The organism is Halorubrum sp. PV6 (genome assembly GCF_003990725.2).
Lineage (GTDB): Archaea > Halobacteriota > Halobacteria > Halobacteriales > Haloferacaceae > Halorubrum.
Window position 1 is genome coordinate 1,674,606 of the sequence record NZ_CP030064.1, and the last position, 15,914, is coordinate 1,690,519.

General features: G+C 63.6%; 10 protein-coding genes and 1 pseudogene. 7 read left to right on the forward strand and 4 right to left on the reverse strand.

What is annotated here, in order from left to right; all coding sequences use genetic code 11:
- Positions 1-146: 146 nt before the first annotated feature.
- Positions 147-692: pseudogene (locus DOS48_RS22150) on the reverse strand (ribbon-helix-helix protein, CopG family).
- A gap of 321 nt (positions 693-1,013) precedes the next feature.
- Between DOS48_RS22150 and DOS48_RS22155 the strand changes: the two are divergent.
- From DOS48_RS22155 to DOS48_RS22175, 5 genes are all read left to right on the forward strand, one after another.
- Entirely contained in the window at positions 1,014-3,482 is a 2,469-nt protein-coding gene (locus DOS48_RS22155) for a glycosyl hydrolase (RefSeq protein ID WP_244629320.1), read from the forward strand.
- Between the two features lie 260 nt (positions 3,483-3,742).
- The gene (locus DOS48_RS22160) at positions 3,743-7,171 is read left to right on the forward strand and encodes a transglutaminaseTgpA domain-containing protein (RefSeq protein WP_127117801.1); all 3,429 of its coding nucleotides are present in this window, start codon (positions 3,743-3,745) and stop codon (positions 7,169-7,171) included.
- A complete protein-coding gene (locus tag DOS48_RS22165; protein WP_127117802.1) occupies positions 7,168-7,839 on the forward strand; it encodes a hypothetical protein in 672 nt (223 codons plus the stop codon). Before DOS48_RS22160 ends, DOS48_RS22165 begins: the two co-directional genes overlap by 4 nt.
- On the forward strand, positions 7,836-9,092 hold the full coding sequence (locus DOS48_RS22170; RefSeq protein WP_127117803.1) for a DUF58 domain-containing protein: 1,257 nt from the start codon (positions 7,836-7,838) through the stop codon (positions 9,090-9,092). The genes DOS48_RS22165 and DOS48_RS22170 overlap by 4 nt, the downstream gene beginning before the upstream one ends.
- A complete protein-coding gene (locus DOS48_RS22175; protein ID WP_127117804.1) occupies positions 9,089-10,693 on the forward strand; it encodes a hypothetical protein in 1,605 nt (534 codons plus the stop codon). Before DOS48_RS22170 ends, DOS48_RS22175 begins: the two co-directional genes overlap by 4 nt.
- 15 nt (positions 10,694-10,708) lie before the next feature.
- Here DOS48_RS22175 and DOS48_RS22180 read toward each other — a convergent pair whose 3' ends face one another.
- The 3 genes from DOS48_RS22180 to DOS48_RS22195 all read right to left on the reverse strand — a co-directional run bounded on the left by DOS48_RS22180 (position 10,709) and on the right by DOS48_RS22195 (position 14,146).
- Positions 10,709-11,686 (reverse strand): MoxR family ATPase, encoded by a 978-nt coding sequence (locus DOS48_RS22180; RefSeq protein ID WP_127117805.1) that lies wholly within the window; start codon positions 11,684-11,686, stop codon positions 10,709-10,711.
- Positions 11,687-12,705: 1,019 nt separating this feature from the next.
- Positions 12,706-13,296, reverse strand: coding sequence for a hypothetical protein (locus DOS48_RS22190; protein ID WP_127117807.1), 591 nt, complete (start codon positions 13,294-13,296; stop codon positions 12,706-12,708).
- A 55-nt stretch (positions 13,297-13,351) separates the two neighbouring features.
- The gene (locus tag DOS48_RS22195) at positions 13,352-14,146 is read right to left on the reverse strand and encodes a DUF547 domain-containing protein (RefSeq protein WP_127117808.1); all 795 of its coding nucleotides are present in this window, start codon (positions 14,144-14,146) and stop codon (positions 13,352-13,354) included.
- Positions 14,147-14,245: 99 nt separating this feature from the next.
- Between DOS48_RS22195 and DOS48_RS22200 the strand changes: the two genes are divergently transcribed.
- Positions 14,246-14,770, forward strand: a complete 525-nt coding sequence (locus DOS48_RS22200; protein ID WP_127117809.1) for a peroxiredoxin — start codon at positions 14,246-14,248, stop codon at positions 14,768-14,770.
- Position 14,771: 1 nt separating this feature from the next.
- Complete coding sequence (locus tag DOS48_RS22205; RefSeq protein WP_244629321.1) at positions 14,772-15,734, forward strand: prenyltransferase; 963 nt, start codon at positions 14,772-14,774, stop codon at positions 15,732-15,734.
- Positions 15,735-15,914 lie beyond the last annotated feature (180 nt).

Here is a 15,914-nt window from a genome sequence, read left to right on the forward strand (position 1 = left end):
GTAGAGAGCATCGTGGACCGACCTCGCCTTGTACCACATTCGCGTCCTCTATTCAGCACGGCTCCAAGAACATATCACCGATTGAGGATTTCAACAGAGCCGATCACCCCGACTTTGACGAACGCTCACGCTCCAATACGAAGGCCTCAGGCCTCTTGCTCCGTCAAAAACACCTTCGAGACACTTTCTTCGATCTCAATTTCAAACGGAAGGTCCACCACACTACCGCGAATAAATCGGATCATAAACGACCGTATCGACTCGGAGGGAAAGACCACGTGAAAACTCCCTTCTTCTGTCTGTCGGACGGTTAAGAATCCACAGAGAGAGAGCCAATCGAGGACTTCCTTCAGCGAGTCGAACCGCTCTGCATACTCTTGTGCGTGGTATTGGGCTACTTGGTCGACCATGTCGGTGAACTCTCCGTTACCGTTCTCGGCGTCGTCAACTTGGCTCAAGAGTGCGTACAGTAGATCGATATCTAAGAGAATGTGCTCGCCCGTCTAGAGCATCTCATAATACGTCTGAAGATGGTCGCTGTCGCTTGTGTTCGCCGATTCGAAGTTCGCCGCATAGAACGCGATCGCCTTACGGATCAGTTCACTTCGGCTTTCGTTGGTCTGGTCGGTCAGTTCTTCTAACGCACTCTTGGTATCTTCATTTAGGGAGACTGTGACTCGATCACTCGCCATTATCTCTGCTTCCCTCTCTACTGGATTGACTTAATTTGATCTGCTCCCACGATTTACGGAGAATCGAGCAGAAAGCCTCGCGCTTCAGCGCGGGGAGGATGTCAAAAGAGGTTCCACACGCGTCCGAATACTCGCGAGGCGGAACTAGGATATGTAAAATATATGTCTTGTAACGGCCTACAAGACAGATGTTAATTAATTCTAACAACATTTTTAATGAAAGAAGGTGATGGCGAACTCGCGCGGCGGCGCTGAGCCGCCGACTCTCCACGGACAATGACGGACGACACTCGCCCCTCGATCGACGTACCGAGTTCGGACATGACCAGACGGAGTTGGCTCAAAGGACTGATCGCGAGCGGCGTGCTCGCGGGCGGTGGAAGCGTCACCGCCGGCGCGGCCGCCACCGACATCGAGCAGGTCGGCGCGGGCAGCATCGCACGGGTACAGCCGTCGGCGGCGGGCGCGCCGCCGCGAACGATCTACGCCACGGACGATCTTTCGGCGCCGTACCCGTCGAACGACTGGTGGACGACCCTGCTGTGGCGTCCCCTCTCGGAGAACATCTGGATCCACCCCTTGGCCGCGCGCGTCACCGAGTCGGGGCTCGCCGTCACCTATCCGGACGAGTGGCAGGTCGGCGACGCGCCGTTCACCTGGGGCGACCGGACGGACGACTTCGCGGAACTCACGGCGTCACCCGACGCCAGCACCGCCCCGATCGACTCGGACCTGACCGTCTCGCACCCCGACGTCGCCGGCGACGCGCCCGCCGAGGTCGCCGACTACGGCGACTGGTCCGTCACCTACCGACGGACGGGCGGCGAGGCGAGCCTCGAGGCGACGCTCGTTCAGGGCTCGCCGTTCGTCTACTTCGAGACGGCGGCCGGCGGGCTCGACGTGTCGTTCGACGGCGACGTCTCCGTCTGGCACGAGCGCGACCACGTGCTTGGCGTGACGGTCGGCGACAGCCACTACGGGCTGTTCGCCCCGCCCGGCGCCTCGTGGGACGGCGTCGAGAGCGACTCCGTCTCGTCGGCGCTCGACGGTGCAGGCTACGCCTCCGTCGCCCTCCTGCCGGAAGCGACGCCGAACACGTTAAACGAGTTCCGCCGCCGCGCGTACGCCTTCGTCACCGACACGACGGTCGCGTGGGAGTACGACGCGGAGCGGTCGGCGGTCGTCACCGACTACGAGTTCGACCTCGACGCGAAACGCGGTGGCGCCGACGAGACGCTGACGGCGCTGTATCCGCATCAGGCGAAGCGAACGGGAGCCGACCTGTGCGACTGGTCGTACGTCTCCCCGCGCGGCGAGATGCCGGTCCACGCCGGGTCGTCGTTCACGACCGAGCTACCCTACCGCGGCATCCTGCCGTTCCTCCCGGACGCGACGGACGTGCCGGACCTCTCGGAGCACGTCGACAGCGCCGCGTCGACCGACCCGCTGATCCGAGACGACCTCGGCGATGGCACCTACTGGACGGGCAAGAACTTCGAGCGGCTCCTCCAGTTGGCGCCGCTCGCCGAGCAGGTCGACGACGAGGCCGCCGCGGAGCGGTTTCAGAACGCGATCCGCGAGGAGCTGGAGACGTGGTTCACCGCGGACGCCGACGGCGAGGTGGCCGAGGAGTTCCTCTTCTGGTACGACGACGACTGGGGCACGCTGAACGGCGCTCCGATGGGGTTCGGCGCCGACGCGGACCTGAACGACCACCACTTCCACTACGGCTACTGGGTGAAGGCGGCGGCGGAGATGGCGCGGAGCGACCCGGAGTGGGCGAGCGAGGACGCGTACGGCGGTGTCGTCGACCTCCTCGTCCGCGACTACGCGAGCCCCGACCGCGACGACCCCCGCTTCCCGTTCCTCCGGAACTTCAGCCCGTACGCCGGGCATTCGTGGGCGTCCGGCAGCGGCGAACTCCCGGCCGGCTGTAACCAGGAGTCGTCGTCGGAGGCGATCAACGCCTACGCGGCGATGGTGTTGTGGGGCGAACTGACCGGCGACGAGGCGATCCGCGACGCGGGCATCTACCTCTACACCCACGAGGTCCACGCCGCCTTGGAGTACTGGTTCGACGTCGGCGACGAGAACCTGCCCGACGAGTGGCCGTACGACTACGCCGGGATAGTGTGGGGTCGCGGGTACAAGTACGCCACCTGGTTCAATCAGGATCCGGAGTCGATCCACGCGATCAACTACCTGCCGGTCGGCGGGCACTCGCTGTACCTCGGGTGGAACCGCGACGCCGCGGCGTCGAACTGGGCGACGCTCCGCGAGAACGACGGGGGCGGCGAGACGTTCGACCTCGGGTGGTACACGGACGTCCTCTGGGAGTTCCGGGCGCTCTCGGACCCGGCCGCGGCGCGGGCTTGGTACGAGAGCGACTACGCCCCCGGAGACTTCGGGGAGTCGCGCGCCCACACGGCCCACTGGGTCCACACGCTCGACGCCGTCGGCGTCCCCGACGCGACCGTGACGGCCGACACGGCGTTCTACTCGGTGTTCAGAGACGGCACCACGCGGACGTACGTCGCCTACAACGCGGGCGACGAGCCCTCGACGGTGTCCTTTTCCGACGGCACGGAACTCGCCGTCGAACCGGGGACGACGGCGACGACGACCCGCGCCTTCGAGTCGCTGCCCGAGCTCGCCGGGTCCTTCCCGCGCGTTGAGGGCACCGGCGCCCGCGGAGAACCGGACGAAAACGACGGGAAGCACGGTCGGGGAGGACCCGGCCGGGGGAACGGGGATCGGCGTAAATCCGGGTCGGGGCAGCACGGAAAGTAGTCTTTACCACGTCACGGGACCGCTCCGAGTCTCGTTTGCCATACACGGCGGAATACCGGTCTGTGTTCCCGCCACCTCCGGTCGCTTCTGACCGATGCCGCTGACACGAAGGTGTCGCGAAAGCAACCTGATGGGGACCAGTTAAATATCCCCGACACTGACACATCTCCGAGCTGAACAGACTAGATGCGACGAAATTGTGTAAGCCTCGGACCGAGGGAACATAACAACGGACAGGCCGACGTGACGGACGTGCGGTAATGAGTTCTCGCGTCGTCTCCGTACTGGTTGCCGTCCTCTGTCTCACGTCTGTCGTGGTGGCTGCGCCGCTGTTACAGCCCGACATTGGCAGTCCAACTGAGTCGTCGGTCGCAGACGGGACTCGCTCCGACGGACTGTTCCAATCTGCACTTGATGCCGCCCGAGCGAGCGGCTCGGCAGTTGACGACACGAAACAGCAGGCCGAGGGTCCGAACCCATTCGCTGACACGGCGAAGTACGACAGCGAGGCCGTGGAGCGTTTGGCGTCCGACGAGAATCCGTTTACTCCCGGTGGCCGGAACGAGACGGTTCAAGGGAATTCGAATATTGAAGGTGAGAACGGCGCTAACGGGACATCTCCCGGTGACACCACGGGCACTTCGAGCACTGAAGGAGAAAATAGCACTGACGGAACGTCTCCTGGTGGCGGCGAAGGAACCGCCGCGGGAGACGACACCGGTGTCCTTCGATACGGCGCCGTTAAAACACCGTATTGGCGCGCCAACGCGTACGACACGTACACCGGAACCGGCTGGGAGCGGTCGACGGAGCCAACGAGATACAACCCACCGTACGAGTACGCCGGGGACGCCACTCGGGAGCGGTACCGGGTCACCGCCGTCGAATCGATGAGTATCGTTCCGTCGTTTTATCAGCCGGTCGCCGTCAGTGGGCTGGACTCGGTCGTCAGGCATGATGAGGGCTCTTTCGAGCGTACTTCGCGGATGGACGCAGGAACGCAGTTCACCGTGACGAGCGACGTTCCCGAGTGGACGTATGCGGAGCTCAGCGGTGCAGGGGACGACTACGATGAAGATTTGGTTACTCGATACGGGACGGCTCGTGCGGAAACGCCGGACCGGGTCCACGGGTTGACCGACGAGATAACCGCCGGCCAGTCGACCCCGTATGGCAAGGCTGTTGCCATCGAGCATTGGCTGAAGAACGAACGGGCGTACACGCTGACGCCACCGGAACCCGGAGAGAACGTCGTTGACGAGTTCCTCTTCAACTTGGAAGGTGGGTACTGTGAATACTTTGCGACGGCGATGACAGAGATGCTCCGCACACAGGGTATTCCTGCGCGGTATGTGACGGGCTACGCTCGTGGACAGGTCGATGGCAACGTCGAGGAAGTGACTTTTGACCGGGCACACGCGTGGGTAGAGGTGTATATCGAGGGCGTCGGTTGGGTTACGTTCGACCCCACGCCTCCGGAACGCGAGGACGTCCGATCGAATAACACCGAGTACACCGCGTCGGTCGAGGACGTCAAGCGGGCGGTACACCACGCCGAGAAGGACGACGATTGGAACCCCGTCGATGCGGAGGCAGAGTTGTTATCCGACCCGACTCCAGGAACTGACGGGACGGTTCGTGTCACTCAGAGCGGTGCTCCGCTCGTTGACCATCGCGTCAGCTACAACGGCGACGTGGTGGGACTCACCGACCGAAACGGCGAGGTGACGGGAACGCTACCCTACACCGCGAATCTGGAAGTGACTGTCGAGGAGTACGTCGCACCCGGTGAGCCGGATGAAGAGAACGTTACCGACGAGACAGAAGAGCAGGAGGATAGTGAGGGGTCCGAAGAGCAGGAGGATAGCGAGGGGTCCGAAGAGCAGGAGGATAGCGAGGGGTCCGAAGAGCAGGGGGACAGTGAGGGCTCCGAAGGGCAAGAGGGCAGTGAGGGCTCCGACAGAGAAGAGACGACTGACGACAGATCGGCTGGTGATGGCACGAGCTCCGGTGAATCTGGAGGGCTCGGATCCGGTGACGGCAGCGGCGGAGTTGTCGGCACCCTCGATGCGACTGGGACATCAACGATCGGTGGACCGATATCCAGGATCCCGACAGACACGGTTTTCACTGTCGAATTCAGCGACTCCGCCAGCGAGACGGCGTCTGTTGAGAGCCCCGCTCGCGTGCTCACTCCACGAGCGGCCGCCGGATCCGGTGGCGTCGCCTACCAGGCCACGGAGGGGGCTATTCCACTGACCACCGACATCGACGTGACGTTTTCTGAGACGCCGCTCTATCCAGGTGCCGACACGACAGTAACCGCGAGCATCGACGGCGTCCCGGTCAAAAACGCAACAGTGACCGCCGATGGGTTCGAGACGAGGACCAACGAAACCGGCGTTGCAAGTATCACGGTCCCGTACAGCGAGGAAGTCACCGTCGTGGCTGAGCGGGGCGAGGCGAGCGGGAAATCGACTGCACCCATCGCGACGGATGTCACCTTGTCCGCGCCGGCGTCGCCGCCAGCAGGGGCGCGTGTCGCGGTCGAGGCCCACATCGATGACCGACCTATCGACGGGCTGGAACTGCTCGTCGATGACATCGCCCTCGCCGAGACCAACGAAACCGGCACCGCGCTCGTTCCGGTTGGTTACGACGACACGGTCGACATCGTCGCAGAGCGCGGAGCTGTTCGCGGCAGCCAAACGCTCGAAGTAAACACGACACTCGATGTAACCGCCACCGGCCTGCCCATCCCAGGGACGACGGTTCAGCTCATGGCGACGACCGCTGGAGGTCCTGTCGCGGACGCGACGGTCAGGGCCGCCGGAACCAACACGACGACAGACGAGAACGGGACCGCTACCGTCGGTATTCCGCTCACCCCCACACGAGAAGTGGGATATCTCGTCCGACGCGGCGACACCACCGCGGCTGGCACCGTCGGGCTCATCAGGTCTTGGGCCACAATCATCGTGGCCGGTCTCCTCGGCGGTGTGGCAGTGACGCGGTTGACAAATCCGGTCGCCGCAGGGCGAAGAGGCGTCGCAGGTGGCCGGCGCTTGCTCGCACGGCTTGTCAACATTCCACGACTCGCCCTCTCAGCGATCATCCGCGCAGCGGCGTGGTGCCGAACGCAAGCTGCTCGTGGGGGTCGCGGCGTGGTGTCGACACTCTACGCTGTCCTCACCGCCGTCGTAGCGGGCAGTCAGCGTGTGCTAACCGACCTGCCGAGAAAGACGGTGGCTTTCACCGTTACCATCGGAGAATGGAGTCAACGCGGCGTGACACGCGTCATCGAAACTGTGGTCTGGCTCGCTGTCGGTCCTCAGACGTGGCTGTATCGGCTTCGTGGTCGAGATGCCGAGGAAACGGCGCCTCCCTCACAAGCCGGTCTATCTGAGTCCGACGCTGACGACGGCGAAGACGCCACCATCGATCCGCGAGTGGTCATCTTCCGGGCGTGGAACTGGTTGGTCGGTGTCGTTCGACCGCGACAGACGTTGACGCCCGCCGAGATTGCCGAACGCGCGATCGGCCTCGGGCTGCCGGAACACCACGTCCAACGCGTTCTGACCGGGTTCAGGTCGCTCCGATACGGCGGCCGAGAACCGTCACAGGAGGATGCCGAGACGATCGCGGACGCTGAGCGATCGCTTCGCTCGGAACGAGGGGGTGAGGAATGATACGCACGGCTGCGGCGACGCTCGGCACGATAATCCTTGTCGCCGGCGCTGTGATCGTGTTTGCACCAGCACAGATCCCGACGGTCGCTGCCGATGCAATGGCGACTGTCAACACCCCTGAGTACGTCGAGAAGAGCCTGTTAGGCGCCGCGGGGGTCGTCCTGTTTTTGAGTCTGATCGCTCGTGCCTCGGCGGGTCCGCTCCCGCGAGATCCGGTGAGGATCGACTCACAGACCGAAAGCGATCGATCCGTGAAGACGGTCGGGACCGACTTCGACGAAGCCGTTGAGAACCACGACCTCTACAGCGCAGGCAGCACGGTTCCGGAACCGAAGAACGGTCCCGGACTCACTGAGACGCTTATCGCCACGGTGGCGCGGGTTGAGGGCTGTTCCGCGCCCGCGGCTCGCGAACTCCTCGCGTCGGGGGAGTGGACCGACGACCGAAACGCCGAACTCCTCTTCGCGACCAACCCGGACCTAACGCTCACCGAGCAAGCCCGAGCCTGGCTGCGCCCAGAAGCCACATTTAAACGTCGCGTCCGGGCGGCCACCAGCGAACTGGCAGCGCTTACCGAGACGCTCTCCACCGTCAGCCGCGGGAATCGTGACGGGTCGGACGTTGGCCCGACTGAATCGACCAACCAGCGGAGTGAGGGGTCACAATGAACGACGAGTGGACCGTCGAGACGGGTCGACGGACGGAGGGTGCAGCCATCGTCGGACTGCTCGCGGTCGCGGCAGGCACCGCGACCGGGACCGGTGCGGCGCTGTTTCTTGTCGTGCCCATTGTCGGGTTTGTGCTGTACGACCGACTCACCTCGTTTACACCCCCAAACGTCGTCTGTGAACGCGAGTTAGAAACGGCACACCCGGTGCCTGGCCGAGAGGTCACTGTCACGCTCACGGTTCACAACGAAAGCGAGCAGAATCTCCCTGATCTCCGAATCGTCGACGGTGTCCCCGGATCGTTGACCGTGGTGAGCGGGTCGCCACGAGCAGGGCTCTCGATCGCGCCCGGCGACTCCGCCTCGTTTGAGTACACGATCCGGTCGCGACGAGGATCGTTCTCCTTTGAGCCGACCACCGTCATCACGCGGAACGTAAGCGGCTCTCGACGCGCGCATCGGACCCTTCAGGTTGAGAGTCCGCTCGATTGCCGCGTCCGCCCTGAATCGTACGCCCTGGACAATCACGCGAGTTTGGTCACCGGCATGCTGGACACGGCACGCGGCGGCTCAGGTGTGGAGTTTCACTCGACACGCGAGTACCACGCGACCGACCCGGCGAGTCGCATCGACTGGCGGCGGCTCGCGAGAAGCGGCGAGTTGACGACCGTCACGTACCGCGAGTCGGATGCAGCCACCGTCCAGATCCTTGTCGATCGGCGCCCCGGAACAGACGTTTCGTACGCCCCAAGTGGGCTCACGCACGCCGAGTACGCGACGTATGCCGCCGAGATGGTGGCCGAGATGCTCTTCGAGGCCCACCATCGGGTCGGGGTGTCGACCCTCGGCGACGGTAGTGACGTCAGGCTGCCGTCGAGCGGCGAAGACCATCGACTCGCACTGCGGCGGCTGTTCGCTGCGATCGACGGGGCTGGAACGAAGCGCCCGGACCCGACGGCGGTGGCGGACGAACTCGTCGAAACCCTTCCGAACCACACTCAGTACACCCTCATCTCACCGATTCAGGACGACAGTATCGTCGACTTGGCGACACGGCTCAGCGCGTACGACCGCAGCGTGGTCGTCCTCTCGCCGCGGCAACCGCGAGCCGAGACAGACGGCCAGCGAATCTTACTCGCTGACCGGGCGCTCCGAATTGACGACCTCAGACGAAGCGGAGTAACGGTCCTTGACTGGGATACGACGGAGCCACTCCGAATGGCGCTGGAACACCGCTTCGGGGGTGCCGTATGAGGCCCGAACGCCACCCCACCCGAGCGATGACAGCGCTCGGCGTTGGAGTCGGATCTGTCGCGATTCTGCTTCCCCTCGCCATCGTTGAGCCGACGATTGCGGCCGCGGTGGCGGTCGTCGCACTACTCGGCGTTGTGCTACTCGCCACCGAGAGCTTTTTGCGTCGGTTTGCCGCGCCCGCATCCGTAATCGTTGCGCCGCTATTCGGCGTCAGTGTCGTGGCGACGGCAGTCGTCCACATCTCGCCTGCGACCGTCCTCGGTGGCCCGACGCTCATCCAAGTCGTATCGCTTGCGGCGGGCGGCGCGGCCGGGCTCTCCGGTGCGATCGGCCTCTGGTTGCTGTGGGGGAGTGCAACGCGCACCGCGAAAACTGCCAACGTCCGCGGTGCAGCCATGCGGTCGACACGCGTCGCCGTGCTCTTTGCGCTCGCCGGCGGCGCGGTGTTCGCCGTCTCTCGCGTCACCGCGGGCATCGGGTTCGAGTTCCCCGTCGACCGAGTTATCTCCGGAATCGCTGCGGCCGATCAGGCCGTCCCGAGCCTGGTGGTGCTGCTCGTGTGGGCGGCGATTCCGGCGTTCGCTGCCAACCTGCTTGGAAGCGTTCAGACGCTCTTCTCGATACCGCTGCACTCGGTACTCAGCAGGGTTGCGGCGCCGGCAGACGCTACTGTCGAGACCGACGACGGGCCTGATGACTCATCATCGGACGCGTCCGACGGAGGGTTGAGCCGCCGTCTTCTCTTTGCTGGCACGCTGGTCCTGGTCGCGTTTCTCCGTCAGTTTGCTTCTGCGATCCCCCTCGCCGAGCAGGAACCCCGAGTCGTCTCGGCAGTCCAAGCGAGCCAGCGACTTGGTGAGTTCGTCACGACTGAGTCAGCGCTGAGGCTGACGCTCCTCGTGATCGTCTTGATACCTATCCTCAGAGCCGCAGTGGCTGCAGTCGGGTGGGTCCAACGCCGGTACGACCAGTCCGGACGGGTGATGAGCCCAACCCTCTCGCTGACGATACTCATTGCGACGATAACCGCCTCGCTCTACGCGACCGCGCCGGCGTACCGGCCGCAACTCCAGTCGTGGATCGTGACCGCTGGGGTCTCAACACGGATCGTGCAGAATCTGAGCGATCTCTTGTTACCGCTTATGCTCGCCGGCGTTGGGATCTGTGCCGCTCTCACCACTGTTTTGCTCTTAAGCGTTCGCGTGTACAGCGGGTTCTACTCGGCGGGCGCGACGGATTGGCTCGTCTATCGAAATCTTGTCTTCGTTTCGAGCAGCGTTTCGATTATTGCTGCAACGGTGTACGGCACGATACCGCTCGTAGCGTTCGTCGCAATAGTGGCCGCGCTCTTGGCGTGGGACTTCCTCGAGTACGGGTACACGCTGGCCGCCGAGTTGGAGACCGTAACGTTACAGCCCCCCGAGTTAACTCACGGCGCGGCCAGCGTCGGCGTCGGAATCGCATTCTGTGCGCTCACGCTCGGGCTTCACCACGCGGCCCGCACGCTCACGCCACCGCCGACCTCGCTGTCGCTCCTCGCGATTCCGTTACTCGTACTCGCCGTGGCGCTTCTGCTTTTGTATTTCAACACGGGCGAATAGCGCAACCGACCGGCGCTACGCTTCCGGCGCGTCCGTATCGCGAGGGACGCTGACGGTGTTGAGGATCTCATCTACAATCTGTCTCTCCGAGGTGCGGTCCATTCGCGCTTCTGTGGTCAACACCAGTCGGTGTGCGAGCGTGGGTGCGGCGACTCGCTTGATGTCGTCCGGCACGAGGTAATCGCGCCCATGGTAGGCGGCCGCGGCGCGCGACGCTTCGAGCAGTCGCTGCGTCCCACGGGGAGAGACGCCGGTCGCGACGCGCACGTCCTCCCGCGTCGCACGGCAGATGTCGACGACGTAGTCGACCAGATCTCTGTCAACAGTCACTAACTCCTGTGCGGTTCTGAGCGCCGCCGCCGTTCCTCGATCGATCGTCTGGGACACGCTCGGTTCGGGCGCGTCTCGGTCGAGCCGTCTGAAGAGCAACTCCTTCTCCCCATCGCGGTCCGGATAGCCGATAGCGGATTTGACGAGGAAGCGGTCAAGCTGTGCCTCCGGGAGTTCGAATGTTCCCTCCTGTTCGATCGGATTCTGCGTGGCGATCACGAAGAACGGAACCGGGAGGTCGTACGTAGTTCCGTCGACGGTTACCTGCCGCTCTTGCATCGCTTCGAGCAGGGCCGATTGGGTCTTTGGGGGTGCTCGGTTGATCTCGTCGGCGAGTAACACGTTGGCAAACACCGGGCCTTCTCGGAATTCGAAGCTCCCGTCGTGGTCATTGTAGACGTTGCTGCCGGTGATATCGGCGGGGAGCAGATCGGGCGTGAACTGGATCCGACTGAAGCTCAACCCCATCGTCTTGGCAATGCTCTCGGCCGTGATTGTCTTTCCAGTGCCCGGAACGTCCTCCAGCAGGACGTGGCCATCTGCCAGAATTGCGATCAAGATCGTTTCTAAGAACTGTTCATCTAACACGATCGCCGATTCAATCTCCGTTGCCAGCGCGGAGACGTGATCGGCGACGCGGTCGGGAGAAATTTGCTGTGTCATGTTACGTCCTCGTTGACACGAGTTTCCATCTCTACACGGGTAATTAGTAGCTGTAATGATGTATCTTCCGGCGGCCTACTCGGCGGCGTTCAGAGACGGAGTGAACGGCGAGGCGGTGCGGTTTCAAACTGCTCTCTGCCCGACTCCGTTGAAACCCTATCTTTCAGACATAATATCATGCGAAACAGCCGGTTGATGAGAGCTGCGTATTGAGCGGCGGATTGAAAACTAAAACCCGGAGAACGGCTGTTTATACCTTGACATCGTGTGAAGTCAAATATGAATAGCCACCATTTGTCTTCTCGCCAGAATGCTCTCTTTGGATTCTTTCTTGGAGCTTTAGCCTCACTCTTCGTTCAAGCATTATTCTTTTCTGGCCCGGTTGAATTTCATCGCGCGATTGGTAGTGGCATCGGACTGGGGTTCGCGTTCGTCATCATCTCACCCATCAAACAATCGCTCGGCTCTGTTGAAACCCTCAGGAACTGATACACTCTGACTGTCAGTGGTCAATACGAGCCACTCAGAACCCACCCATCGCAGAGAGTACGGTTCCGAGAAAGCACAGACAGGCGGAACCAGCCAACGCGAGAAGGCTGATTGCAGGAGCAGTAAACGCCTCTGGGTCGGTTCGCAGCCATTCGTAGCCGGCAGTGGCAAGCATTCCAGCTCCGCCGATCGCCATGAGCAGTATCGGGATGCGACGATCGCCAGCGATGAGCGAACCCACCGCTGGCCCTCCTACTGACGCTCCAATTACGACGAATGAGCCGGTGTAGATGTATAGATCCTTCATAGGTGGTAAGATGACACGTGACTAATTGTAGTTTGGATACGATGTCCATCTTATTTCTTTCGCAGCTCTCACCGACCGCCTGTTTCATCTGTGTGTATGTCTGATGAAGAGGGGAAATTTCAACAGAGCCGGGCATTAGCAGCTGTTGAAATCCCCCTCTTCAGACACATTAACTCCTGAAACAGCTGGTCGCTGAACGGTGCGAATCGGGTGGCCTAGCGGTTCAGTCGCTGCCTTCAGTCTCGGCGTTGAACTCGAATTCCAGTTGTCCCTCAAGGACGTGTGTTCGGTCAAGCAGCCCCGGTTGAGCGAGTTCGACGGTGCTTTTGACGACGAGCCGTGGGGCTGACTCCGGCCATTGAATAACCGGAAAGTCGATAAACACGGTCTCGTTGGCGAGTTCACCGAACCGATGGACTTCGACGACCGCAGCCCTCCCGTCACGGAATAGTGACACGGACGGGTGGGGTTTGGAGTCACCCATAAACGGGCCTTGGAGCGAGAGCTGTGGCGGAGTGCCGTCACCGCCTAGTGCCACGAACCGCTGTGTGAGCGATTGCAGTTCGGTGTCCTCGGTGTGCGAAATCCACGTGTGGAAATGTGCTGGTAAGGGGGCAAACCTCGGATCAACGCCCACAGTGGCGAACTCAGTGTTGTCCTGCTGGAATTCGAGATACCTCTCGTCATCTCGGGGGTTGTCACTGGTATGTACAACCGGATTCGTGTGTTTTGTGCGCGATGCAACGGCACTACAGCCCGCAGTGACAGCGGAGGCGGCGGTCAGGGCGGACGCGAGGAGGGCGCGGCGACGCATACATGGTGTGATTCCCAACCATAGTAATAATGTTTTGAAACGGGGGTGTTGACGATCATCGGCTCCCCTCCTCGGTCCGGAACGCGTCGAGCGCGAGCGACCAGTCGTACTCGCGGTAGCGGATCCGCGAGATCGAGTCAGGGTCGATCGCGTCGTACTTGCGGAGGAGCGCATAGATACCCGACCGTCCGCCGAAGTCGCCGCGGTACCACAGGAGGAGGCGAGGGATCCGGGCGGTCCCGTCTTCGACGGCGGTCCCGCTCTGCAGGTAGGAGGCGGCGGACCGGTCGAGCTGGTCGTCCACGTCGGCGGCGTCGTAGGCCGCGACCGCGGGACAGGAGGCGGCACCGCAGTTGAGCGCGAAGTGAACGCGCGGGTCGGGATCGGCGACGCGGTGGCGCCGGACGAACGCCGAGGGGAAGGGATTCGGGACGTAGCCGAGCCCGTACTTCCACTGTGAACCCCGGAGAATCCCGTGTTCTATCTGATCGAGACTCAGGTCAGTCCCGGCGACGGTGACGATCGACTCGCCGAAGAATCGACGACGGTCCTCGAAACGCTCAGGATCCGCGAGCAGCGTGGCCCCCGTCGCGGCGTTGTAGACGTTGAGCCAGAACGCGAGTTGCTCGTCGGGACCGAGCGCGGCCAGTTCGTCGGGCGAGGCGTCGGCGAGCCGTCTTCGGACGGTATCGAGTGTGAGCCCGTGATCGTCGGGGGCTCGAACCGCGCGGAGGAACCGCTGCGAGTCCGCGACGAGAGTGGGGGCGGAGGCGGCGACGGACGCAGAGCCGGAGTCGTCGAGTGACGCCCGGTCGGAGTCCGGTTCGGGCGTCGGCTCTGGAGCGATCATGAGTGTACATCGATCGCCGCGTGCCAATAGATACCGCGGTCTGGCATCTCTCGCGCCAGACCGACCTGGCATTATGCCGTGGCCCCGCCTACCTCACCCATGAGCGACACGACCGCGTCCTCAACGCCGGACGCTGTACCGGATTTTAAACTGTCGAACGCCGGAGCCGGTCCCGACCCGTTCTCACTCTCCGCAGTCGCCGCCGACTCCGACACGGACGCCGTGGTGCTGCTGTTCCAACGGGACTACCACTGCGGGAACTGCCGGAAGCAGGTCCAAGCGATCGGTGACCGGTACGACGAGTTCGAGGCACTGAACGCCGCCGTCGTCTCGATCCTCCCGGAACCCGTCGAGCGAGCCAGCGAGTGGCAAGAGTCGTACGACCTCCCGTTCGCGCTGCTCGCCGACCCGAACGCCGACGTGAGCGATGCGTACGACCAGCCGGTGCGGTTCGGCGTCCTCGGCTCCCTCCACGACTTGGTGGGCCGGATGCCGGTCGCGATGGTCCTCGACACCCGATCCGGCGAGCCCGCCGTCGCGTACACCTACGAGGGACGGATGCCCGCTGATCGCCCGGAAATCGATGACCTGCTTGACGAGATCCGGACGCTGCGTGGCGAGTGAGGTGAGTGAAACCGGACCGCGCGGCGGGCGCACGGCCGGCGAGCTGGATCGCCGCGTCGCCCTCGTCGCGCTCTGGCGGATGTCCCGCCCGGCGCAGCTCGCGCTGATTACACTCGTGTACGCGCTCGGCGTCGCGATGGCGTTCGGTCGAGGCGCGGAGGCGGAGGTGGGAGTAGTCGCGGTCGGGCTGGCGGCGCTGCTGCCGACCGCCGCGAGCGTTCACTACGCAAACGAGTACGCTGACGCCGAGACGGACGCGCTCACCGACCGAACGCCGTTCTCGGGCGGCAGCGGCGCGCTGGTCGAGAGCGGGCTTCCCCGGCCCCTCGCGCTGCGCGCCGCGGTCGCGTCGGGCGCCGTCGGCGTCGCGCTGCTGGTCGCCGGCGCGGCACCGGTCGGCGGGCAGATGCTGGGAACGGTCCCGGCGGCGCTCCTCGTCGCGATACTGCTCGTCGGCTGGCAGTACTCAGTACGGCCGCTCCGGCTTGCGTGGAAGGGATTCGGTGAAGTAACGAACGCAGTCCTCGGCGGGGTCGCGCTGCCATTGTACGGGTTTGCGGTCGTCACCGGCGGCGTCACCGTCGCCGCCGCGCTCGCGACCGTCCCGTTCGCGCTCGTCGTGTTCGTGAACCTCTTGGAGACGCAGTGGCCCGACCGCCGCGCGGACGCAGCCGTCGGGAAGCGAACGCTCGCGACGCGGTGGTCGGCCGGTCGACTCCGGCTGGCCTACGGCCTCGGAACTGTCGCCGCCGCGGGGTTCGCCGTCGCGCTCGCGTTTCTCGGTGCCGTGTTCCCGCGAGTCGTCACGCTCGGGACCGTACTGCCAATGGTTGGACTCATCCCTGGCTACTACCGATTCACGAGACACGAAGAGCCCTTCCCGGCCGTGGTGACGATGGTGCTCGTCGCCGCGGGATCGACCATCGGGTGGGGTCTCGCCGCCACGGGAGCAGTCACCGGATAGCGCTCGCGGCGACGGAGACGGAGTGACTCGCTCGACTGTCCATGCTCAGATCGGTCATCCAGACTCGGTCGGTCGTCCCGGATCGATCTTCGTTGCGACGTACGCGAGGCTGGCGAGGAGCAGCGCAACCCCGATCGGTAATAGCCAGACGAACGCCGGTGTCGACCGTGGCGACCGCGC

Excerpts from the sequence above, each read along its gene's own strand:
- DOS48_RS22200 (WP_127117809.1), top strand. The coding sequence starts at position 14,246 with ATGAGCGACACGACCGCGTCCTCAACGCCGGACGCTGTACCGGATTTT.
- DOS48_RS22155 (WP_244629320.1), top strand. The coding sequence starts at position 1,014 with ATGACCAGACGGAGTTGGCTCAAAGGACTGATCGCGAGCGGCGTGCTC.
- DOS48_RS22180 (WP_127117805.1), bottom strand. The coding sequence starts at position 11,686 with ATGACACAGCAAATTTCTCCCGACCGCGTCGCCGATCACGTCTCCGCG.
- DOS48_RS22195 (WP_127117808.1), bottom strand. The coding sequence starts at position 14,146 with ATGATCGCTCCAGAGCCGACGCCCGAACCGGACTCCGACCGGGCGTCA.
- DOS48_RS22190 (WP_127117807.1), bottom strand. The coding sequence starts at position 13,296 with ATGCGTCGCCGCGCCCTCCTCGCGTCCGCCCTGACCGCCGCCTCCGCT.
- DOS48_RS22170 (WP_127117803.1), top strand. The coding sequence starts at position 7,836 with ATGAACGACGAGTGGACCGTCGAGACGGGTCGACGGACGGAGGGTGCA.
- DOS48_RS22175 (WP_127117804.1), top strand. The coding sequence starts at position 9,089 with ATGAGGCCCGAACGCCACCCCACCCGAGCGATGACAGCGCTCGGCGTT.
- DOS48_RS22165 (WP_127117802.1), top strand. The coding sequence starts at position 7,168 with ATGATACGCACGGCTGCGGCGACGCTCGGCACGATAATCCTTGTCGCC.
- DOS48_RS22160 (WP_127117801.1), top strand. The coding sequence starts at position 3,743 with ATGAGTTCTCGCGTCGTCTCCGTACTGGTTGCCGTCCTCTGTCTCACG.